The organism is Paenibacillus hemerocallicola, from assembly GCF_006265175.1.
Classification (GTDB): Bacteria; Bacillota; Bacilli; order Paenibacillales; family NBRC-103111; genus Paenibacillus_AB; species Paenibacillus_AB hemerocallicola.
The window spans coordinates 18,219-39,903 of record NZ_VDCQ01000005.1 but is presented as its reverse complement, the minus strand read 5'-3'; the positions used below and the strand labels follow the sequence as shown (position 1 = coordinate 39,903).

The following is a 21,685-nucleotide window of genomic DNA, read 5'->3' as shown; positions in this document are numbered from 1 at the left end:
CAAAAAAACGGCTGCGGTTTCGTTCCGCAGCCGTTTTTCTATCGAAGGGATCAGTCGGTTTTAAATGTGATCTTTTTGCCAAGGGCGGTCGTCGTCTGCTCCGCGTAAGCGTCGAAGATCGCTTTCGCCTTGTACTTGATCAGCAGCTCATCCAAATATTTCGGCCAGTTCGACGAATCTTTGTCCTCGAACAGCGTTTTGATTTGCAGGGCGCGCATTTCTTTGCGGTAAGCCCCGATATCGAGTCCCGTCGGCGGCGCCACGTTGGTGCCCAGTTCATAGAACTTCAGCTTCTTGAACACTTCGAGGATGGCGCGGTCATGATCCGACTCGCGCGGGTCGACGATTTGAAGTCCGATCGCAGCAGGGTCTTTGGCATTATAGGAGAAGATGCTTCCCCATACTTCAGTAAAGTTGCCGTTCGACACGATATCCTTTTGGATCGCATCCGGGACGAGCGTAATTTTGTTGCCTTCTTTTTTGTAATGTACGCCTTCCTTGCCGATGTTCGCAAGCAGCCAGCCTTCCGGACTGGCGAGCCAGTCGAGAATTTCGATCGTACGCTTAGCTTTTGCCTCCGATGTCTTGGCGTTTATAAGGAACGGCACGCCAGGCAACGGGGAGTACGACACCGGCACGTCGCCGGCAATATGGAACGCCTCGAATGTGGCGTTGGCATTGCCCGTAATTTCGCGCGTTTTCTTCTGCACGCTGTTGTTCGAGCTTTCGAACGCAATGTCGCGTGTGCTGCCGAAGAAAATGCCGACTTTCCCCTGCTGCACTTTGTTGATGTTTTCGCCGGCCTTGTTCAGGAACCAATCCGGGTCGATGATTTTCATGTCCAGCGTTTTGCGGATATCGTCAAGCACCTTCGCGGTACGCAGGTTCGTGCCGCTGTCGACGAGATTGTTGTTTTTGTCGATATAGAAGCCCGGCGTCAAGCCGTTTTTGAACCATTCCGGCATATCATTCGGGATAGTCGTCCCGGAGCCGACTGTCGTGAAGCCGTAAGTGTCGTTTTTGCCGTTGCCGTCCGGATCGTTGAACGTGAACGCTTTCATGACGGCGATCATTTCATCATAATTCGTCGGCACCTTCAGCTTCAGGTTAGGATCCTTTTTATTGAGCGCGTCGATCCAGTCTTTACGGACGTAGTACGCTCCGAAATAGCTTTTCGGAAACGGTACGGGAGCCCGCTTGAATACGCCCTGCACCTGATAACGCTTCAGCTCTTCGGGAGTAACCCATTTGAAATAGTTCGGCATGTTTTCCGCAGTCACGTATTTGCTTAAATCGGCTACCACGTTATCCATAATATAACCATTGGATTTGGCGCCGTCCGCATGAAACATATCGGGAGCATTTCCGGCGGCCAGAAGCAGGTTCAGCTTGTTCGAGAATTCCTCGCCCATTGCCATGTAGTCCAGCTTCAGCTCGACATTGAATTTTTCCTCGATCGTTTTCTTGATAAAATCCTTATCGCCGCTTGGCAGGTTCGAGCTGTTGGTCGGAACGGCCGTCATCCAATAAAGGGAAAGCTTTTCTTTTTTGGCCGCGTCCGTGGAATTGCCGTTGTCTGCGGCCGGCTTCGGCTCGGTTTTGCCGCATGCGCTCAATACGAGTGCCGCCGCTACGGCAAGGACCGCTATTTGTTTAAATTGTTTTCTCAATTTGTAGACCTCCCGGATGTCTGTTGTGGATAGTACGATACGATCACATGTTGGTGTAACCCTTTCCATTAACCGCTTACAAGAAGGCAAGCGGTCGCTTGCAGCTATAAACTCACCTCCGGACCGTAGTATGTCTCGGGTATCACTAATCTGTATTAGACATGTATACGAAGGGCCGCAGTCAGCTTACCTCTACACTATAAAGATTTGTCCGCCACAAGTCCACCTGCAATTATTTGCAGTTCGGCGGCTTGATCGAGAGGAAGTGATCAAGCTGTATTTTACATGTATATTATATTACAATTGTTTCTTCGATTTGAAAAGAAAAATTTTGTCGGATCTAAGAAATGCGCACTGCCTCCGGACCGTGCTTGCCATGATAGCCGCCTGTTTGGAAGTTAGCTTTTTAAAACCTGTATGATAGTTGTTATGTTTATTTTACTATAACAAACGAGGGATTGTCCATTCAATAGGCCAAATATTTACATCATCGCGAACCGAACCGGCTGCCCATCAGGACACGAACGTTGGAAAAGCCCGACCGCTGTGCCTTATCGTAAGCTTCTTCAATATGCAGCTCGACGGCTACGCTTCTGCCGTCTGTGCGGATAGGCAAACAAACGGATGCTTCGTCAGGAAGCACAGTCTGAGTCCGCAAGGCAGCGTCCGGGCTTCCATATTCCATCCACCCGAGAGAAACCAGCTTCCCTCTGCCGAATCCCGATAACGGAGCATCGTAGTCTATTACGGCTTCCAGTACGAGTCCGCACGGAACTAGCGGCACATTGTGCCATTGCGAAGCATAATGATAGGCCAGCGATTGAAATCCCGACCGGGACGGATGCACATTGTCGACGAACAAAGCCGGATTCACCCCGTATCCGCGGTTCCGGTCCATGGACCATTCGTAGAAATCGACTACGGAAGCACCATAGTCCGGTAATGTGGCATGCATCCACCGATTCATTCGCACAATTTGTTCGCGCATTTGAGGCGTAGCCGCATTATGCTCGCCCATATCGGAGAATATACATATTATGCCGCGTTGCCGCGCATCTTTGGCCATTTTCAGCAAATGCTCTTGTATAAACGGATCTTGCTTTCCTTGAAACACATCGTTAATTCCGGCGATAACGAACACGGCATAGGCTTGATCGGGCAGCGTGAGGTCACCCCTTGCGTCCGCCGGGTCGAACTTCTCGCCGAGAACGTCCCTTCTCCATCTTGCCCATACTTGATCCGTCCGCTGGCCGCCGATGCCGTGATTGAACCAATGCATTCCCGTAATCGCGCCGAACTCGTATGAAAGCTGTCCGGGCATATTCCGATGAAGCTCGTTGAAGCCGGGCTGACCGTCTTTTTTCAGACGGCCGAACGTATGCGGCACTCCTTCGCTGATGCTGTCTCCGATCACTACGCCGAAGGGCAGGGCAAAACGAAATGCCGCCTCCGGGACCGGGGCGACGAAGCCGTTCAGCCGGGCCGGATCGTCGCTGATCAGCCCGGTGTTTCTACGGTTCGGTTGTGCAATAGCCGCGATGGTGTCGCTCTGCGGGTCGTGCGCCGTTTGCAACGTTACGATACGATTCATGGTTTCTGTTCCCCTTTCCAACCTGCTCTCCGTTTTATCGTATCTTATCGGCAAGGGACAGAAAAGCCATTTCTTTATTGACTAGCTCTTTAATCTGTTATCTTTCGGCACGATGAGGTCGTATAGCGCTGTGTATGGACTAATGAAACATGGTCTTCACCCTTCCGACGTATTACTTAAAGTATACAAGAAAAAAGGCACAGCGCCCTCAAAATATTAAGCGTCTGTGCCTTTTCATTTAATGGACTTTTTCAGTGGCCCCCATACCGAAGCGCTCCTTTTTTTCAATGCTCATTTCTTAAGCTCTACAGGAATGTTAACGTAATGCATGGATGTCTTTTTTTAGATAATAATGAGTGTGACTTCCAGCATTTTGTATCGTACCAAAAACTTCATAGCCTTGTTCCTTGTAAAAATCCACCGCTTGGAAGCTCAAAGTATCTAGCTTTATAAAATCGCATTTTTTATCTTTTGCAATTTGTTCCGCTTCCAAGAGAAGTTTCTTCCCATATCCTAACTTTCGATAGGCGTCATCTACAAAGAGAATCTGTACCTCTAACCAATTCCAGCATATTTCACCCACTAGCCCACCATAAACATTCCCATTGGCATCTTTCAAATACAGGTTTACGATTTGAAACCTGTCCTTCAAATCGTCTGGGAAATGCCTAAAATTATATTCAATCATTTTGGTTAGGATATATGACTTGGCGGAATCATTAGTCTGATTAGATATATGCAATTCCATATACGTACAACTCCTGTTCAATTCGAGGTATAGTTTAGTATTAGTACATCATAAACAACCACAATTTGGTGTTATAGAGAGCTTTTATATTCAAGCTAAACTGCCCGTACCTCGCATTCCTGTAGGGCGTTAAATTTAAGCTTTGCAATTAAACGAGCGCCTCGGTACGATGGGAGTACGCAACGGGTCATAAATCCGATTTTTATATAATGTTAACAGAGGCTATTCCACCACAAATTCCGAATAGCTCTATTTTCTTGCCATTCCCCGCATCCTCACATCCGACACATCTATGATTAAATTTCATAAATTAGGGCATGAAACCGCAAGGCGCAGCTCTATACGCGCAAAGGCGATGGCGCTGCCAGCTAATCGGCAGCGCCTTTTTATTTATGCCGTAACATATTTGGCTCAACTCGAGTTTCAACACGTTCGGCCCGTCATGGCCGTCAGTATAATATTAATTGGCGTACAAATTTGACCCTGAACAAACGTCATCTGGTTGCAACAGGAAAAATGGCTTTCGGCAACCATTATCTTGGAGCACTTTAAACTGCCAGTTCAGATTCGCTGTGCTTAAAAATTTGGCGATGAGCACTATATCTACGCTATAACGCTACGATCATAGACAGCCACGGTCGCGCGCAGCTGATCGAGTTTTTTGTCTCTGTCACCATGTCTCGTGAAATTAGATCTATAGCGTAGAATAGTAGAGAAGATTGAGGCCGTTATACACAATATGCACCACGACCCCGGGCCAGATCGAACCCGTCTTACGGAACAGTATGCCCGTCAGGATACCGGCCATGAATGCGTCGAACAGGATGACGTTGAATCCATGAACGACGCCGAAGATCGCAGCGCTGCCGACCACGCCGGCCCATGCTCCGTAACGGTTCAGCGCATTGGCAATAACGCCACGGAATACAAACTCCTCGCCGAGCGGCGTGAGGATGGCGCCAGTGATAATCAGAACGAAGAGTGAGAGCGCGCCACCTTTCGCCGCCGTCTGGAAGTCCGCTTGGTTGTTCGGCTCGGTGATGAAGTGAAAATACACCCCCTCTATAACGAAGCATCCGCCGAACGCGAGAACACCGAGAGCGGCTCCCACAAGCAGCCATTTCCGTTCGGTCGCCCGGAAACCGAAAGCGCGCAGATTGCGAACTCGCAGGGCATAGGCTGCGAACAAGGCGGCGAGGCCAACGAGACCATTGACTACACCCCCGATGTTAATTCGCAAGATGGCTTGCTCGTCAGGGATTTGCGTCATCCAAAGAGCGAGCATAACAATGCCGATCAGATAGAAACCCAGTGCAGTTAGGATCTCTGGCCAGCCAGGTCGGGCTTGGGGCATACTGGACGTGGAAGGGCTAATTACCTCCATGAGTTCCTTATCAGTCTCAGACAATTTTTGAACATTTTTCACGGGTATACACCTCTTTGCATCGTTAGGCACTGAAGCAGACCATCGTATCACCTATACGCTAGCTGCGGCGGATGAAGTCAAGCAACAAGCCTTCACAGAAGTAACTTTTCCTACTTTGAAAAAAGGTTAATGGACGAGAAAATCGCTCACTTGCTCTTCAAAGATGAGTCGATGATCCGCGATTACCAAGCGCTTCAGCATACGTGGGTTCTCAAAGGCAAGCAACGTGTCATCCAGACAACAGGCAAACATCGTGGTGTTAAACGATCACAGCCGTCCCGCTTACGGCGACCATCAGCATGCCATCGCGAATGACTTCATAATCAATGTCGACTCCGACAATCGTATTAGCTCCCATCCCTGAAGCTTTCTGAGTCATCTCAGCAAATGCCGTATCTCTCGCTTCCTGAAGCTTGCCTTCGTAAGCGCCCGAGCGCCCCCCTACGAGGTCGGTAATCGAAGCCTTAAAGTCTCTGAATACGTTGGCTCCTATAATGACTTCACCGGTGGCAATGCCCAGATACTGCCTTATCGGGGAACCTTCAATAGTTGATGTAGTGGTTATAATCATATATTATCCTCCTCAATTGGCCTGGCTATATGGTAATACTTTTGTTGCTGTTTTCCGCTTCAGGCCCCAACCGGCCTTTTTTGGGATGAGCTCCTAATGGACGCTGCCAGCTTGGTTCAGCATCCACTTACCGGTATCCTCAATGACCTCGGCTCAACATGTCCAGGAGTGTTCATCCCGTACATTCTGGAAAGCGCCCCATTAGAATAAACCGGTAACCTCCCAAACGTGTTTGTCCACAGGCGGCTTGACCCCGGTAGACTTGCTATTGACCGCTGGCTGGTTCGACGAAGCCGAGGCGGAGAACGAAAATGACGACATGAATACAACAAGAGCGGCGGTGACTAGGGACGATCTTCTCATAAACCAGTCCTTTGTATGTTCGAATAGTTTTCTCACCCCTATCCTACCAGCCCCAATGAAACAGAACCTAAACGGATTGACAAACATCAGCTTAATTTCGCTCCCGCCGTTTAGGTTCTGTTAAGGTGATTATGCTACTATGTAAATGGGTGAAAACAATGACAAGTCTAGCCGATTTTAAAATCGCAATCGTCGACGACGAACCTTCGATTGTCACGATGCTGCAAATGGTGCTTCGCAGGGAAGGGTTTCATCAGCTGCACGCAGCTTCCACCTGTGCAGAAGCTCTCGATTTAGCGAAGCGTGAAGCCCCCGATATCATCCTGCTCGACATTATGCTCCCCGACGGCAGCGGCCTGGAGCTCTGCTCCAAGCTCCGCAAATACGGAAATCCGCATATTTTGTTTCTGACGGCCAAGGCTTCCGATCTCGATGTCCTGCGAGGCTTCGCTATGGGTGGGGACGATTATATCACGAAGCCCTTCAATCCTCTGGAGGTGGCCGCAAGAATTCAGGCACGCATACGCCGGCTGGAGCCAGAAACCTCGACGGCCAATCCGGCGAAACGGACCGATCCGGGGATTTATCGGTTTGGCCGCTTCACCGTCAACGAGGCGGAGGGCGAACTAATCGTAGAGGGACAGCCAGTTCCTTGCCCCGCGCAGGTGTTCCAGCTGCTGCTGCACTTCTGTAAGTTTCCCGGCATCGTATTTTCCAAAACACAGCTCTACGACAAGGTTTGGGGGATCAACGGACAGGGCGATGATTCGACGGTAATGGTGCATATCCGGCGCATACGGGAGCGGATTGAGATCGATCCCGGCAATCCGAAGCTGCTGCTTACCGTACGCGGGCTTGGCTACAAGCTGGTGAAGGAGGAGCCTCAGGAGCGATGAAGATCCAACAGCGCATGGCCTTCCACTTCACGTATCAATTGATTTTTTATGCCCTGCTTATGGTGGCTATTACTCTACTTGCCTGCGTCTTGTTTTTCCAGAACATGACGAGTAATGAGATACGCCGGAACTTTCCGGTTGGCGTCCTGCAACAGATCGCTCAAGAAGCTCATTACAAGGACGGGACGATTCAGATCACCCCCGAGTGGGACAAGCTCATCGAGGAAAAAGGCATGTGGCTTCAGGTTATCAGTGCCGAAGGAGAGGTGATCTACGCCGTCAATACAACTCCCCATCATACGCTGCCGGCCTCCTACTCCATCGCTCAACTGCTCGATATCCAAGAGACACGGACGTTTGGGACGTATGCCGTACACACTCAGCTTAATTTTGCTTTCCAAGACCCGCTTCTGTATATGCTGGGCTATCCTAGTCCTGACCTTGACCAGCTCGTAGCCTGGTTTGATGCCTACGGGCAGCATGGAATCGTGCGTAGCGAAGCGGTTTCCCACTTGGACCGGCGGCTGCTCGAAACCGGCAGCTATCTGCAGGTGATCGACCCCGAGAGCCAAATCGTACAAGGCATCGGCGATAGAACATACGTGCAGAAGGCGTATCGACAGCTGGATATCCTGGCCATCCAGCAATCGCCCAGCAACTATGATACGAATATTGTCGCCCATCGGGACAAGCTGAGCGGAATGACGTGGATTCTCTATACACCCCATGCAGCGGGAGCCCCTCTGAAGCATCCTGTGATGGAAAAGGCAACGCGTGGACTCGTCTGGATTACAGTTCTGATCCTGCTCTTAGCGCTGCCGATCTCCATCTGGCATGGCTATCGCTACGGTCAGCCGTTGATTCTGTTCGCAGGCTGGTTCGAACGTATGGGCCGGGGACAGTACGACCAGGTACTGACCGCCAAGGACATGCGCAAGGTATTCCGCCGCAACGGCATGATGCGAATCTGCTACAGGCTCTATAAGGAAGTGATTCAATCCTTCTATCAGATGGCCCATCAATTGGCGCAAACCGAGAAGGAGCGCGAGAGGCTGGAGAAGGCGCAAGCGGAGTGGATGTCGGGAATTTCACACGATCTGCGCACGCCCCTGGCCACAATTCAAGGCTATGGGTATATGCTGGAGAGCTTGCCTGAACAATGGAGTCACGAGGAGATGCGAATCATGGGATCGACGATTCGGGAAAAGGGGGAATATATGCTTGAGCTGATTTCCGACTTTGCTATGATTCATCAGCTCAAGCAGGGAGATTCAATCATGGAGCTTCGAAAGATGGATTTGGATGAGCTGGTTCGCTGCTCCGTACTGAAGTACGTCAACGATGTCACGATGTCCGGGTATCAGTTTCTCTACATTGGGGATGAGCGTCCCCTACTGGCAAAGGCAGATGAGACCTGGCTACGGAGGCTGATGGACAACCTGCTGTCCAACGCCGTAAAGCATAACCCACCGGGCGTGGTCGTCACCGTCTCTGTCGGCATGATGAACGACAAGGCATACATCCGAGTAATTGATAATGGCAAAGGGATGGACGAGGAAACACTGAATCATTTGTTTAATCGCTACTACCGGGGAACGAATACTGAAGAATCGACGGATGGCTCCGGACTCGGAATGAGCATCGCCAAAACCATCGTGGAAGCACACGGCGGCGAAATCCATGTGCAGTCCAAAGTGTGGCAAGGCACGAAAATTGAGATCATATTGCCCTGCTGAGATGACGGAATTCCCCCTTTTAAGCCAGGTGAAATGGTTGAACGATAACCAAAAGCCGGCATGGATGGGCTGCTCATCCATGCCCGCCCCGTCGATGGCGAGCGATTGTTTCTTTCCCATACATGCGCAAGTTGCCGGACCGCTTTTCCCAGCGAGTCCGGCAGCCTTTCCCTTCTTCCTCAATTGGCTCATCTTTGCCGCAAAGTAAAACGTGCTGACACTCCCGCGAGGGTCTCCATTTGCAAAGCCGCGCCGCGCAATTTCCTTAGAGTGTGTCTTCAAACCTAATTTAGCCATAGCAAAATAGAGGCCAAAGATAAAAAGGCCGCAAAAGTGCAGGAAAGCTTATCATATCGAGTAGCCAACCTGCGATAATGTTTGAGCTTGTTGAATAAACATTCCACCAGATGGCGTTCTTTGTAGAGCCACCAATCGCATGTTCGCTGAACTTTGCGGTGTTTGCGACTCGGAATGACCGCGGTCGCTTGTTGCTTCACAATGAGTTCCAAAATGTTGTTCATGTCATAACCTCGATCTGCAATGACAGTCTTGCCGGCGAGATCCATCTCTTGAGGCATTTCAAATCCTTTTACACAGTCGTGACTATTTCCAGCAGTCAGGTCAAAGCGCAACGGATTACCCAGCGCATCCACAATGGCATGGATTTTGGTCGTTATTCCTCCTCTGGAGCGTCCGATGGCCTGGAATTGCTGCCCCCTTTTGCACCCGCGCCATGTTGGTGGACGCGAACGATGGTAGCATCGATCATAATGTTTTCGAAATCAGGAGATATGGACACATGTTTCAGAATTTGATCCCATATTCCCGCCATCTGCCAACGGCGGAAGCGTGTGTACACCGTTTTCCAAGAACCATAATGTTCGGGCAAATCCCTCCATGGGGCTCCCGAGCGTGCTACCCAAAGCATCGCATTTAGCATCATGCGGTTATCTTTCGCAATTCGTCCACCTTGACGTTTTCGCTCAGGTGGAAGCAAGTCTTTGATTTGATCCCATTGATCGTCGCGTATCTCGTATCGTCTTCTCATAGGATAAGTTTACCATGTTTTATGGTGATTTTATAGTTTGAAGACACGCTCTAAATAACGGCTTGAGCGATCGGGGACGCCTTTACGGAATGCACCGTCATAACAGCCGCATCGATGACCCGGCAAGCATACCCCCATTCATTGTCGTACCAGGCGAGCAGCTTCAGCTGATTGCCGGATGCCGCCATGGAAAGTCCGTCAATTGTCGCCGATTTGTCGCACCCGATGTAGTCGGCCGATACTAGAGGTTCCTCGCTCCAGTTGACGTACGCCGAGTAGGCTTCGCCAGCTGCCGCCTTCTTCAGCGCCGCCGCCGCCGCTTCGCGATTTACAGTCTCTCCGAGCTCGACCGTCATATCGGCAAGCGATACGTTCGGCACCGGGACACGCAGGGACACTCCTTCTACGACAGGAGCCAGATGAGGAAGAACGCCGGATAGCGCTTTGCCGACTCCGGTCGTTGTCGGAACGATCGATTGGGTGCACGCCCTGGCGCGGCGCAAATCTTTATGCGGATTGTCCATATGATTTTGATCGTTCGTGTAAGCGTGCACCGTCGTAATCCAAGCCCTCCTCACCCCGAACAGCTCGTCAAGCATGCGCAATACGGGCGCGACGCAGTTCGTCGTACAGGAAGCCGCGGATATGATCCGGTGCCTCGACGGGTCATATAGATGATCGTTCGCTCCCATGACTACCGTCAAATCCATGTCCTTGCCCGGCGACGTAATGATAACCCGCTCGGCTCCGCCTTTCATATGGTTGGACGCGCTCTCCCGGTCCGTAAACTTTCCGGTAGCGTCCAACACGAGACCGACTCCCAAATCCCCCCATGGGATCAGGCCCGGATCGCGCTCGGAAATTACTTTTACCGCCTTCCCGTTAATGACGAGGTCTCCGTTGTTTGTAGCGATATCGGCGTCCCAGCGTCCGTGCACCGTATCGTATTTGAGCAAATGGGCTATAGACGGCGCCGGATGGGAAGCATTCACGACCCGTATATCCAAGCTTCCCTCGTCAAAAGCGCGGCGGATCAACAGCCGGCCGATTCTTCCCAGTCCGTTAATGCCAGTTCCGATGGTCATCGCAAAAGCCCTCCTCAACGAATAAAAGTATTTATAATACGTACTATAACATAATTTAGTGTGTTTTAAATAGGTTATTTTTATATTTAGTGTGTATTATTTGTGCCGAGACGACAATAAGCCCGTTAAAAAACCCGCCTCCCTCACACCCGGGAAGCGGGTTTTCCTCATTTATTTCATTAATTTGTTTACCGTCACCAGCAGCTCGTCGATAATATCCTGGTCGCCTTCCCGGATCCGGTCGACTACGCACGATTTCAGATGGCCTTCGAGCAGCAGCTTGCCGACTCCGTTCAGCGCCGCCTGGATCGCCGCGATCTGATTCAGCACGTCGTCGCAGTACGTATCTTTCTCGATTAACCCCTTCACGCCGCGAATTTGCCCTTCGATCCGGTTAAGCCGGGTTGTCAAATTGCCCTTCAGCTTGTCGGAATGATGGCTTTTTCGTCCATCCGCTCCATCCGTATGGGAACAAGCATCGTCCGCTTGATGTATCGTTGATTTATCGTTCATGGAATTCGACCTCCTTCTATATATGTATGATACCCTCCCCCCGTACCAACGTCAAGTGGACCGGATGAGGGACTGATACCGCCTTCGAGGGTGTCCGCACAATGGTGGCTTCAAACCCGTCAAGCCCCGCCGTCGTTGACAAAACAACGCGATCATTGTAATGTGAAGAATGAACCGAATCGATACGATCACTGGGGGTGCCCGAAATGCGGGCTGAGATGAAGGATGAGACCTTCGGACCCTTTGAACCTGATCTGGAGTCATACCAGCGTAGGGAAGTGGTGCCGCAATCCGATACTTGACCTTATTCGATCGAGCGTCGAACGCGCACCGCCCTAACGGGCGGTTTTTTTCATTTATCCGATGTTTTGGAGGTTGATAGGCCGTTATGCATGCGGACGAAACGTCAAACCGGTATTCCCGGCAAATGCTGTTCAAACCGATCGGCCCCGACGGGCAGCGGAAGCTGGCCGAGCGGTCCGTTCTCATCGTCGGCATGGGCGCGCTCGGCACCGTCCTGGCCAATCATATGGTGCGTGCCGGTGTCGGCACGGTCCGGTTCGTCGACCGCGATTACGTCGAAGCGAGCAATTTGCAGCGGCAAATGCTGTATGACGAGGACGATGCGGCGGAGTCGATACCGAAGGCGGTCGCGGCCCGTCGGCGGCTGGCCAAGATCAACTCCGGAATCAAGCTGGAGGATATCGTCGCCGATGTGTCCCCGGGCAATATCGAAAATCTGCTCGAAGGCATCGATCTCGCCCTGGACGGCACGGACAATTTCCAGACCCGATATATTCTGAACGACGCCTGCTACAAGCACGGCATTCCATTCGTTTACGGCGGCTCGGTCTCCTCCCGCGGCATGAGCGCCATTTTCGTACCGGGACATACGGCGTGCTTGCGCTGCCTGATCCAACCGACGGAAGGTTCCGGAGAAACATGCGATACGATCGGGGTCATTGCGCCCATCGTCGATATCGTAGCTTCCTATCAAGCGGTGGAAGCGATCAAATATTTGGTCGGGGATCACGCGGCGCGCAGGAAAAGTCTCGTCACGATGGACGTATGGCACAATCACTATTACGAGATGAAGCTTCCCCCTTCCCGGCCGGATTGCCCCGTATGCAGCGGCAGCCATTACCCTGCGTTGGAGCATGACGAAGCCGGCAACGACTTTACTTCGCTGTGCGGACGGGAAACGATCCAGATCCGGGCGCGTTCCTCATTCGACCTGGCCGTTTGGCGGGAAAAGCTGGAAGCCGTCTCGATCGTACAGACGAATCCGTTTCTATTGAAAGCGGAGCTTCCGGAAGGCGAAAGACTCGTCCTGTTTCCCGACGGCAGGGTGCTGATTCAAGGCACGGAAGACCCGGTGCGGGCGAAAACGTTATATGCCCGGTATATCGGATTATAACCATGGCACGATCCAAGGAGGATAACGCAATGAAAGATTTCAAGCTGTACGCGATTACCGGCGAACAATTCCATCCCGGCCGGACGATGCTGGAAGTGATGGAAGAAGCGATTCAAGGCGGCTGCGATATCATCCAGCTGCGCGACAAAAAAAGCCCAAAGCGCGAAGTTCTGGCAAAAGCAAAGGCGCTCCGCGAGCTGACGCGGCGTTACGGTACGACATTTATCGTTAACGATCATATCGATATCGCGCTTGCTGTCGATGCCGACGGCATCCATCTCGGCCAAGACGATCTTCCGCTGGCAGATGCCCGCAAAATCGTCGGCGATAAAATAATCGGCATCTCTACGCACGCGATCGAGGAAGCCCGTCAAGCCGAGCTGGACGGAGCGGACTATATCGGAGTCGGTCCCATATTTCCGACGAAGAGCAAGGAAGACGTCGTTGCTCCGGTTACGACCGCATATGTGAGTCAAGTTGCGGCCGAAATCGGCATCCCTTTCGTTGCGATCGGGGGCATCAAGCTGCACAATGTGGATCAGGTGCTCGAAGCGGGAGCGACGCGCATTTGCGCCATCAGCGAAATTGTCGGCAGCCCCGACATCGTCGGAACGTGCAAATCGTTTCTCGCCAAAATCAATGCGTCCAACGCACAGCTTCGCACCCGGCCGTCGCGATAAATGCAAACCTGGAGGCAATAGCATATGAACCTAATCGTCAACGGACAACCCCGCTCGTTCGAATCGGGCACGGTGCATGACTTGCTGCGCTCATACGGTCTGGAGCAAAAAATGGTCGTCGTCGAAATCGACGGTACGATCGTCCCGAGAGAGGCATGGGAAGCGACGGTGCTTCGTGAAGGCCTGAACATAGAGCTAGTCCATTTTGTCGGAGGAGGCTGAACACGTTATGCAATTGGATCAACTCGTCATCGGCGGCACGGCGCTGAATTCCCGGTTTTTCCTCGGCACCGGCAGATATCCGAACCCGTTCGTGCAAAATGCGGCAATCGAATCGTCCGGTGCGCAGGTGCTGACGTTCGCGATTCGCCGTATCAATCTGGATGCGCCCGAGGAGGATGCGATTTTACAGCATTTCGAAGGCAAATCGTTCACTTACTTGCCGAATACGTCCGGCGCCCGCACGGCCGATGAAGCGGTACGGATCGCGAGACTGGCCCGCGCCTCGGGCATCGGCAGCTGGATCAAGGTGGAAATCAGCGCCAACGAGAAGACGCTGCTCCCCGACCCGATCGAAACGTTAAAAGCGACGGAGCAGCTCGCATCCGAAGGCTTCGTCGTGCTTCCTTATACATCGGACGACCCTATTCTGTGCAAACGGCTGGAAGAGGCCGGAGCGGCGGCGGTTATGCCTGGCGGAGCTCCGATCGGCACCGGCCTCGGCATTCTGAATCCTTATAATATCGGCTTGATCGTAGAGGAAGCGTCCGTTCCTGTTATCGTCGACGCCGGGCTCGGCTCGGCGCAGGATGTCGTACAAGCCATGGAGCTTGGCGTAGACGGCATCCTCATGAATACGCCGGTCGCCAAAGCGAAAGATCCGGTCCGCATGGCGCTCGCGATGAAGCTGGCGATCGAGGCAGGACGTCTATCTTACTTGGCCGGGCGCATTCCGAAGAAGCGGTATGCTTCCGCGAGCAGCGGTTTGGAGCAGCTGATCTCGAATCCGAACAAATAAATCGCGACAGAAGCATCTTCCATTCAACAACAAGAAAGCTGGTCTGATCATGACACAACACGTAATGGTACTCGGCGGCGGCGTTATCGGCTTGTCGTGCGCTTTCGAGCTGAAGCGGCGCGGTTTCGCCGTCACCGTACTGGAGATGGGCAAATGCGGCGGCCAAGCTTCCGGCGCGGCGGCCGGCATGCTCGCCCCCTACTCCGAAAACGTGGAGGAGCCTGACCCGTTTTTCCGGCTATGCTTGCAAAGCTTGCTCTTGTATCCCGAATGGCAGCTTGCCGTCAAAGAAGCTTCCGGTCTCGACTTCGAATATTCGGCAACCGGAAGCCTGTATGTGATGTATCATGAGGCAGACATGCTCGCCATGAAGTCCCGCAAGCTTTGGCAGGACGAGCATGACGCCGCAAGCGAGCTGCTGGACTCGGCTGAGCTGCGGAAGCTGGAGCCTTTCATCGCACCCGAAGCGATCGGCGCTCTGCGCTATCCCGGAGAATCCCACGTGTACGCGCCAGGCTATGTCAAGGCGCTCGAAGAGGCATGCAGACGGACCGGCGTGTCGATTCGCGACGGCTTGGAGCGGATCGATATTACGAGATGGCGGGACGGAGTCGAGGTTCAAGCCGCCTCGACCGGCGAAACGTATCGCGGAGACACGTTAGTCGTATCGAATGGAGCATGGGCCGGACTGATGGAATCCGTATTCGGCATGGCGATCCCCATCTATCCGATTCGCGGACAAATATGCGCCTACGAAACACCGGATATGCCGGTTCGCCACATGGTATTTTGCAGTCAAGGCTATGTCGTGGGCAAACGGAACGGAACGCTTGTATGCGGCGCTTCCGAGGATATCGCCGGCTTCGAGACGACCGTGACGAGACGCGGCATCGCCCGGCTGGAAAGCTGGAACGGCAAGCTGTTCCCGTTCCTCGGCGGCATGCGCCCATTTCACGAATGGGCCGGTCTTCGTCCCGCCACTCAGGACGGCTTCCCGCTGCTCGGCAGGCTGAGCGTGTCGGATTCCGTCTTGTTCGCGGCGGGACATTACCGCAACGGCATCCTGCTAAGCCCGGCAACCGCCGCAGTCGTGGCCGATCTGCTGGAAGAGCGCGTCGCGCCCGGACTGCCGCTCCAAGCGTTCAACCCCGAGCGGTTCAGCTTATAACTTGCCGCGACCGGGTACGGTCCGGTAATCAGGAGGTATCGATAACATATGACCCTATTCAAAGCGATGACGATTGCCGGCTCCGATTCCGGCGGCGGAGCCGGCATACAGGCCGACCTCAAGACGTTTCAGGAGCTCGGCGTATTCGGGACGAGCGCCATTACCGCCATTACGGCCCAGAACACGTTGGGCGTTCAAGGGGTATACCCGCTGCCTCTTGAAGCGATCGGCCAGCAGATCGACTCCGTCCTATCCGATATCGGGACGGATGCGGTCAAGACCGGGATGTTGTTCTCTGCGGAAATTATTACGCTGGTAGCGGAGAAGCTGAACCGCTACGGACCGTTCCCGCTCGTAGTCGACCCCGTCATGATCGCCAAAGGCGGGGCCGCTCTGCTGCAGACGGAAGCGGTAGAAGCTCTGCGGCGGCATCTGCTCCCGATCGCCACCGTCATTACACCCAACGTACCGGAGGCTTGCGCCATTCTGGGTACCGAGGACATCCGCGACGTCGAGCATATGATCGAAGCGGCGCGTCGGCTGCACAAGCTCGGACCGCGCTACGTATTTTTGAAGGGCGGCCATTTGGACGGCGATGAAGCCGTCGACGTGCTGTTCGACGGGACCGAGCCCATTTTGTTCCGTTCTCGGCGCATACGGACGAAGCATACGCACGGCACGGGCTGTACGACCGCATCGGCGATCGCAGCCGGACTGGCCAAAGGGCTATCGATGGCCGACGCCGTATCCGAGGCAAAACGGTTTATAACGGCCGCCATCGGCTCCTCCCTGGCGATCGGCCATGGAATAGGCCCGACCAATCACGCCGCCCTGCGGCAGCAGGACCAAGGAGGGAACCTGGCGTAACCGTCAACGATCGCCGCCGCATAGCCTGCTCTTAAACAACTACGACAGCATATCCGCTTCCTGTCCGGAAGCCTCTCGATATAGCGGGTGCAACAGGTGGCCGTAAATAGAGGAACTGTATTCCGTAATTGCCCCAATTTTCGTTGCATACTTTCAGATAACGGAACGGGCTTCCGTTATTCCGATCTTCCGGGGTGAAAATGGGAGTAAGCAGCGGAATAGCGGAGCGTTTTTCCCTTATTTTGCAACCAACAAGGGAAATCGGGGCAATAGCATACGCCAGTTCCTCTAATAGATGGACTCGCGGTCCCGCAATACGGTTGACCGTCCCCCGGAATTGCCCATAGCCTCCCAGAATGCCGCGAAACCCGGCAAAAAGGCTCGATCGGCTGTGCGAGCTGCGCGCGGTGTGGGCGCTGCGAGCCGGCGAAGACAGCCAACCTTTACCGTTCATCCGGTACGAGTACTATTGTTCGCAAATGCTGCCGCCATTAGAAAAACGCCACCGACCGGAAAAGGGTCAGCGGCGTTTTTGGAGTTAGAACGGGTTAGCTTTCCCCCGGACCGAACTATAGGTTCATACTTCCCAATAGTCCAGCAGAACGCGAATCGCTTGCTCTTTCTCGTCATACGAGACACTGGCGCCCAGCCACTCGGCAACGGACCGGCACGGTACGTATACAACGTCATCGTGCAAGCGGACCGTACCGTCCAGCACTAACGGCTCCCCGTCCGCATCGGCTTCCTTGCTGCCGATCGTAAATCGGATGGATCCCCACGGGTCCGTCAGCGTAACTCGATCCCCGTCGTACTCGATGTCCGCATACAGTTCTTCGGCGAGCAGCCACAACGGCGCATAGGCGATCCCGTCTTCGATGTAGGCCCCCGTCAAGTCCGGAGAGTTTTTATCCTCGACCGGAATGTAGAACATATCCAATTCCGGCTCCGGCATGCTCGGACGTTGCGCCTCCAGCAGCTGACCCAGCAGCGAGTTCGGGTCTACGAGCTCGGAAAGCTCTTCGGTTGGTCCGCCCTGTCCGACAATGAACGGGGAAGCTCCAGGGTTCAACACGTCCGCCTTGACCGGCTTGTTGATGTCCCAAATCTCGGATTGCATCTTCACCTGCACGGAAGCGATGCCGGCCGTATCGATACCCTTCGGGGTGACCGACAGCTCGACCTCGGACTTGCGGAGATTGAACGTGCGGTCAAAATACAGCTTCGTGTTGACGAACGTTTTGTCGTTCAGAACCGCCTTAAGCGGATTGTCGTCCGAGCGGTTCAGCGTATCTACGCCGATCATGCCCGCGAACATCAATTCCTTGAGCGTCGTATGTATGATATCGATGGCCAATTCCCGATCCGAGGCCGCATCCAGAATGCTTTCCAGCAAAGCGGTGCGGTCCGGTAGTCTCGAGAGCATCGGCGATTCGCCCAGCAGCTCGTCATTTTTGAGATGCTTCTCGATGACCGGCCAGAGCACATCGTACAATTGACCGACCAGCTGTTTGAAATTGGCTTCGTCCTTCGTCATATTGCGCAGGAACGTTTTGAGCAGCGGAATCATTTCCGTGCCGTTCAACGTCGTTTCCAGCTTATAGACGTTCACTTGCTCGCCGTGTATCGATTCGTTCGTCGACAGCACGTTGATCGTTTTCGGATTGGGCAAGTTGTTGACGATAAAAGATGAGATCAGCTTGTCGATGCCCTTTTCCTTGTAGCTTTTCAATAATTGGTCGCGGATTTCCTTGAATGCCAAGTCCGCTTCCTCCGAGCCGCCCATGTCGTTCAAGCCGTACGGAAGCACGATCGTTTTCTTCGCGCCCTCCACCTTGATTACGATTTGATCCGGGCCACCGAACATTTCGAAAGGAATAGCGCCTTTCGACAGCTTCAGCTGCCCTTTGACGGAGACGCGCTCCCGGCTTTCCATTTTGATTTGCTGAAGCTCCAGCGAAGCGTCGTTCAGCAGCTCGATCATCGCTTTCGTGCGCTCGTCGGGCATCGTGTTCGGATCTTGCTTGAGATGCAGCGAGATGCTGGCGCTTTGCTGCAGCGAAGTCGTATCCATGCCGCTCAGCAAGGCGCGATTCAAATCCAGCCCTCCGAGCGATTGGCATCCCGCCACAAGCAAGACGACAAGTATCAGCCATATGCCATGACGCTTAACCTTCCATTTCTTAATCATACTCATCTCCCGGTAAAAAGTATTGGCTCGTGCCGCTGCCGCCTATTGCGGGCGAACACGAAGGTCGCTTTCCGCAAGCTCTGGAACGGAAGCTAGTATAACATTCTCTGTCAAAATGACTTATCCTGCTAGAGTTGGTTCCGAACCTGCATAGTTTGCGAAAATACGACTTTTTTCCTATGCCTTTGACTGACCGCGTTCATGCCCGGATAATCAAAAACTGTATTGCACTGAATCGTTAATAAACCGGCAGGCCTTGTCATCGGCCTGCCGGTTGCTTGCCTCGAACGATTATGCTTTCCGATGCAGACGAAGAGCATTGCAGACGACGGAAATCGAGCTTAGCGTCATTGCCGTCCCGGCCATCCATGGCTCGAGTACGCCGGACGCCGCGAACGGGATCGCCAATACGTTATAGACGAGAGCGAACAATAAATTTTGCCGGATATTCGTGATCGTCATGCGGCCGATCCGCACCGATTCCGGTACGCCGGTCAAATTGCGCTTCAGCAGCGTGACGTCCGCGGCTTCGATGGCCATGTCCGTACCCGAGCCGACGGCGATGCCGATATCGGCGGCTCCGAGCGCGGCGGCGTCGTTCATGCCGTCGCCGACCATGGCTACTCTCCGCCCGTTTTGCTGAAGCTTGCGCACGACCGCGACCTTTCCTTCCGGCAGCACGTTGGCGTACAATTGCCGGATTCCCATCTCCGCGGCGATCGCCTTCGCGGTCCGTTCGTTGTCGCCCGTCATCATGATGACGTCGAGCCCGAGCCGGCCGAGCCGCTTGACCGCTTCCTTCGAGGTTTGCGGAATCGTGTCCTGCAGAGCCAGGAAGCCGGCATACCGCCCGTTGACCGCGACGAACAGCACGGACATCCGGTTCGCCTCCAGCTTGCCGATCCGCTCCGGATCCTCCCGGGGCACAACGCCTTGCTGCTGCAGCAATTGTCTCGTACCGACATACACTTCCCTGTCATCCGCCACGGCCCATACTCCGTAACCGGGTATCGCTTCAAAATGGACCGCTTCGGGAACGTCCAAGCCTTCGCGCACGGCGGCAGCCACGATCGACCGGGCGAGAGGATGCTCCGAGCTCCATTCCGCCGCCGCGGCAAATCGCAGCAGCTCCTCCCGGGTACCCGAAGCGGCGCTCAGCTCGATCAGCTTCGGCGTCCCGTCGGTAATCGTACCGGTCTTATCCAGAATAACCGTATCGATCCGGTGCATTTGCTCCAAATGCCGGCCTTCCTTGAACAAAATGCCCTGCTGCGCCGCTCTTCCCGTGCCGACGAGCACCGAGGTTGGCGTCGCGAGCCCGATTGCGCACGGACATGCGATAACGAGCACCGTTATGGCCCGAACAACTGCGGTCGCCGTATCCGAGGATTCCGCCACATAGTACCAATACGCGAACGTCCCTGCGGCAAGCGCCACGATGACCGGGACGAACACGGAGGCGATCCGGTCCGCCATCCTTTGAATGGACGGCTTGGAGCTTTGCGCCTCCTCGAGCAGGCGAACCATCTTCGCGACCGTCGATTGGTCGCCGACCGCCATCGCGAACACTCTGAGCGCACCCGTCTTGTTGATCGTACCCGCTATGACCAGGTCCCCGGCCCGCTTGTCGGCGGGATCGGTCTCTCCGGTAATCGGCGCTTCGTCCACGATCGAGCTCCCTGAGAGGACTCTGCCGTCTACGGGTACTTTTTCCCCCGGCCGGATCAACACCGTATCTCCCGCCTTAACCTGCTCGAGCGGAACTTGAACCTCTTCCGATCCGCGCTGAAGCGTAACCGTCTTCGACTGCAACTCGTGCAGACGGCGGATTGCCGTAAGCGTCCGTTTTTTGGCGAGCGCCTCCAGCCATTTGCCCAGGTGGACGATCGTAATGATCATGGCGCTCGACTCGTAATAGAGCGGGACATGACCAGCGTGCGGGTCCGCCCCATGCATCGGGCCGTGCCCCGAAGCGGAAGTGGCCGTCAAATAGTGGCTGTAGAAAAAAGCGACGGACGTACTCAGAGCGATCAGCACGTCCATATTCGCCGTCCGGCCGCGAAGCGCCCTGAATGCGCCCGTATAGAACTGCATGCCGAATACGAACTGGACGGGTGCGGCCATCGCGAACTGAAACCACGGATCCATCAGCAGATCCGGCATCCATACGCCGGACGTAAACGACCAGTGGCCGAACATCGTCCACAGCAGCGGCAGCGTGAACAGCGCGGACAACAGGAAACGGTTGCGCAGACGGTTCCTCTCCTCGTCCCCGTCCCGTTCGTTCCCGCCATCTTCCTTCGCGACCGGCTGCAGGCCATAGCCGAGCTGCCTTACCTTCTCGCCGATTTGCTGAGCGCCGACCTTGTGACGGTCGAACGCTACGGACATGCGCTCCATGGCCAAATTGACGGTTACCCCGTCAACCCCTTCCATCCGGCCGAGCGACTTCTCGATCCTCGCGGCGCAAGCGGCGCAGGTCATCCCGGTTACCCTGAACGTGGAACGCTCCATTAACAGCGGTGGGGTGCCGCTCATCGTCATCACCTCGATCTTGACAAGCGTTACACCCCATGTATATGGATTTCATTCCCGTTTCATGCTGGCCCGATCGGGCCGTTTTTGCCCGAATCGTTCTCTTAGGCGAACTTTCTATCCCGTATTTCTGGTCGAAAAGATCGAGCCGGCCCTCCAGCACGC

General features: G+C 54.1%; 18 protein-coding genes, 1 pseudogene and 1 riboswitch. Of the genes and pseudogenes, 9 read left to right on the top strand and 10 right to left on the bottom strand.

From position 1 onward, the window contains the following. Positions 1–50: 50 nt before the first annotated feature. The 4 genes from FE784_RS04840 to FE784_RS04825 all read right to left on the bottom strand — a co-directional run bounded on the left by FE784_RS04840 (position 51) and on the right by FE784_RS04825 (position 5,435). On the bottom strand, positions 51–1,670 hold the full coding sequence (locus FE784_RS04840) for a type 2 periplasmic-binding domain-containing protein (RefSeq protein WP_139601009.1): 1,620 nt from the start codon (positions 1,668–1,670) through the stop codon (positions 51–53). Between the two features lie 487 nt (positions 1,671–2,157). Beyond that, positions 2,158–3,261, bottom strand: coding sequence for an SGNH/GDSL hydrolase family protein (locus tag FE784_RS04835; RefSeq protein WP_139601008.1), 1,104 nt, complete (start codon positions 3,259–3,261; stop codon positions 2,158–2,160). A 316-nt stretch (positions 3,262–3,577) separates the two neighbouring features. Further along, complete coding sequence (locus FE784_RS04830) at positions 3,578–4,009, bottom strand: GNAT family N-acetyltransferase (RefSeq protein WP_139601007.1); 432 nt, start codon at positions 4,007–4,009, stop codon at positions 3,578–3,580. 694 nt (positions 4,010–4,703) lie between these two features. Then, positions 4,704–5,435, bottom strand: a complete 732-nt coding sequence (locus FE784_RS04825; RefSeq protein ID WP_246131904.1) for a CPBP family intramembrane glutamic endopeptidase — start codon at positions 5,433–5,435, stop codon at positions 4,704–4,706. Between the two features lie 49 nt (positions 5,436–5,484). Between FE784_RS04825 and FE784_RS41810 the strand changes: the two are divergent. Further along, a pseudogene (locus tag FE784_RS41810) lies at positions 5,485–5,699 on the top strand (hypothetical protein); the annotation flags it as partial. On the opposite strand, the gene FE784_RS04820 reads toward FE784_RS41810, so the two are convergent. Beyond that, positions 5,695–6,006 carry a YbjQ family protein gene (locus FE784_RS04820; RefSeq protein ID WP_038585821.1) on the bottom strand — a complete coding sequence of 104 codons (312 nt, stop codon included), beginning with the start codon at positions 6,004–6,006 and terminating at the stop codon, positions 5,695–5,697. The pseudogene FE784_RS41810 and the gene FE784_RS04820 overlap by 5 nt on opposite strands. A 521-nt stretch (positions 6,007–6,527) precedes the next feature. Here FE784_RS04820 and FE784_RS04815 point away from each other — a divergent pair. Together FE784_RS04815 and FE784_RS04810 are read left to right on the top strand one after the other, a co-directional pair. Then, positions 6,528–7,265, top strand: coding sequence for a response regulator transcription factor (locus tag FE784_RS04815; protein ID WP_139601006.1), 738 nt, complete (start codon positions 6,528–6,530; stop codon positions 7,263–7,265). Continuing rightward, the gene (locus FE784_RS04810; RefSeq protein WP_139601005.1) at positions 7,262–9,001 is read left to right on the top strand and encodes a HAMP domain-containing sensor histidine kinase; all 1,740 of its coding nucleotides are present in this window, start codon (positions 7,262–7,264) and stop codon (positions 8,999–9,001) included. Before FE784_RS04815 ends, FE784_RS04810 begins: the two co-directional genes overlap by 4 nt. A 284-nt stretch (positions 9,002–9,285) precedes the next feature. Here the strand turns inward: FE784_RS04810 and FE784_RS04805 are convergent. The 3 genes from FE784_RS04805 to FE784_RS04795 form a co-directional block, all read right to left on the bottom strand. Continuing rightward, positions 9,286–10,049, bottom strand: a protein-coding gene (locus tag FE784_RS04805; RefSeq protein ID WP_139601004.1) for an IS5 family transposase whose coding sequence is annotated in 2 segments (ribosomal slippage) — positions 9,286–9,713 and positions 9,713–10,049 — 765 coding nt in all. Because the reading frame shifts where the segments join, the coding sequence is not laid out codon by codon here. Between the two features lie 50 nt (positions 10,050–10,099). Further along, positions 10,100–11,134 carry a type I glyceraldehyde-3-phosphate dehydrogenase gene (gene gap / locus FE784_RS04800; protein WP_139601003.1) on the bottom strand — a complete coding sequence of 345 codons (1,035 nt, stop codon included), beginning with the start codon at positions 11,132–11,134 and terminating at the stop codon, positions 10,100–10,102. 171 nt (positions 11,135–11,305) lie between these two features. Further along, positions 11,306–11,647, bottom strand: a complete 342-nt coding sequence (locus FE784_RS04795; protein WP_139601002.1) for a metal-sensitive transcriptional regulator — start codon at positions 11,645–11,647, stop codon at positions 11,306–11,308. A gap of 183 nt (positions 11,648–11,830) precedes the next feature. Further along, a riboswitch (TPP riboswitch) is annotated at positions 11,831–11,941 on the top strand. A 94-nt stretch (positions 11,942–12,035) separates the two neighbouring features. Between FE784_RS04795 and FE784_RS04790 the strand changes: the two genes are divergently transcribed. Genes FE784_RS04790 through thiD form a run of 6 tightly spaced genes read left to right on the top strand, consistent with a single transcriptional unit; the run spans position 12,036 to position 16,797 of the window. Continuing rightward, the gene (locus tag FE784_RS04790) at positions 12,036–13,064 is read left to right on the top strand and encodes a ThiF family adenylyltransferase (RefSeq protein ID WP_139601001.1); all 1,029 of its coding nucleotides are present in this window, start codon (positions 12,036–12,038) and stop codon (positions 13,062–13,064) included. 29 nt (positions 13,065–13,093) lie between these two features. Beyond that, complete coding sequence (gene thiE / locus FE784_RS04785; RefSeq protein WP_139601000.1) at positions 13,094–13,744, top strand: thiamine phosphate synthase; 651 nt, start codon at positions 13,094–13,096, stop codon at positions 13,742–13,744. Positions 13,745–13,768: 24 nt separating this feature from the next. Further along, positions 13,769–13,966 (top strand): sulfur carrier protein ThiS, encoded by a 198-nt coding sequence (gene thiS / locus FE784_RS04780; protein WP_139600999.1) that lies wholly within the window; start codon positions 13,769–13,771, stop codon positions 13,964–13,966. 7 nt (positions 13,967–13,973) lie between these two features. After that, complete coding sequence (locus FE784_RS04775; protein ID WP_139600998.1) at positions 13,974–14,762, top strand: thiazole synthase; 789 nt, start codon at positions 13,974–13,976, stop codon at positions 14,760–14,762. A gap of 49 nt (positions 14,763–14,811) precedes the next feature. Further along, the gene (thiO, locus tag FE784_RS04770) at positions 14,812–15,930 is read left to right on the top strand and encodes a glycine oxidase ThiO (RefSeq protein WP_139600997.1); all 1,119 of its coding nucleotides are present in this window, start codon (positions 14,812–14,814) and stop codon (positions 15,928–15,930) included. A 48-nt stretch (positions 15,931–15,978) separates the two neighbouring features. Further along, the gene (gene thiD, locus FE784_RS04765; protein WP_139600996.1) at positions 15,979–16,797 is read left to right on the top strand and encodes a bifunctional hydroxymethylpyrimidine kinase/phosphomethylpyrimidine kinase; all 819 of its coding nucleotides are present in this window, start codon (positions 15,979–15,981) and stop codon (positions 16,795–16,797) included. Between the two features lie 577 nt (positions 16,798–17,374). Here thiD and FE784_RS04760 read toward each other — a convergent pair. Then, positions 17,375–18,985 (bottom strand): copper amine oxidase N-terminal domain-containing protein, encoded by a 1,611-nt coding sequence (locus tag FE784_RS04760; protein WP_176705976.1) that lies wholly within the window; start codon positions 18,983–18,985, stop codon positions 17,375–17,377. Positions 18,986–19,276: 291 nt separating this feature from the next. Further along, positions 19,277–21,523 (bottom strand): heavy metal translocating P-type ATPase, encoded by a 2,247-nt coding sequence (locus tag FE784_RS04755; protein ID WP_139600994.1) that lies wholly within the window; start codon positions 21,521–21,523, stop codon positions 19,277–19,279. Positions 21,524–21,685: the final 162 nt, after the last annotated feature.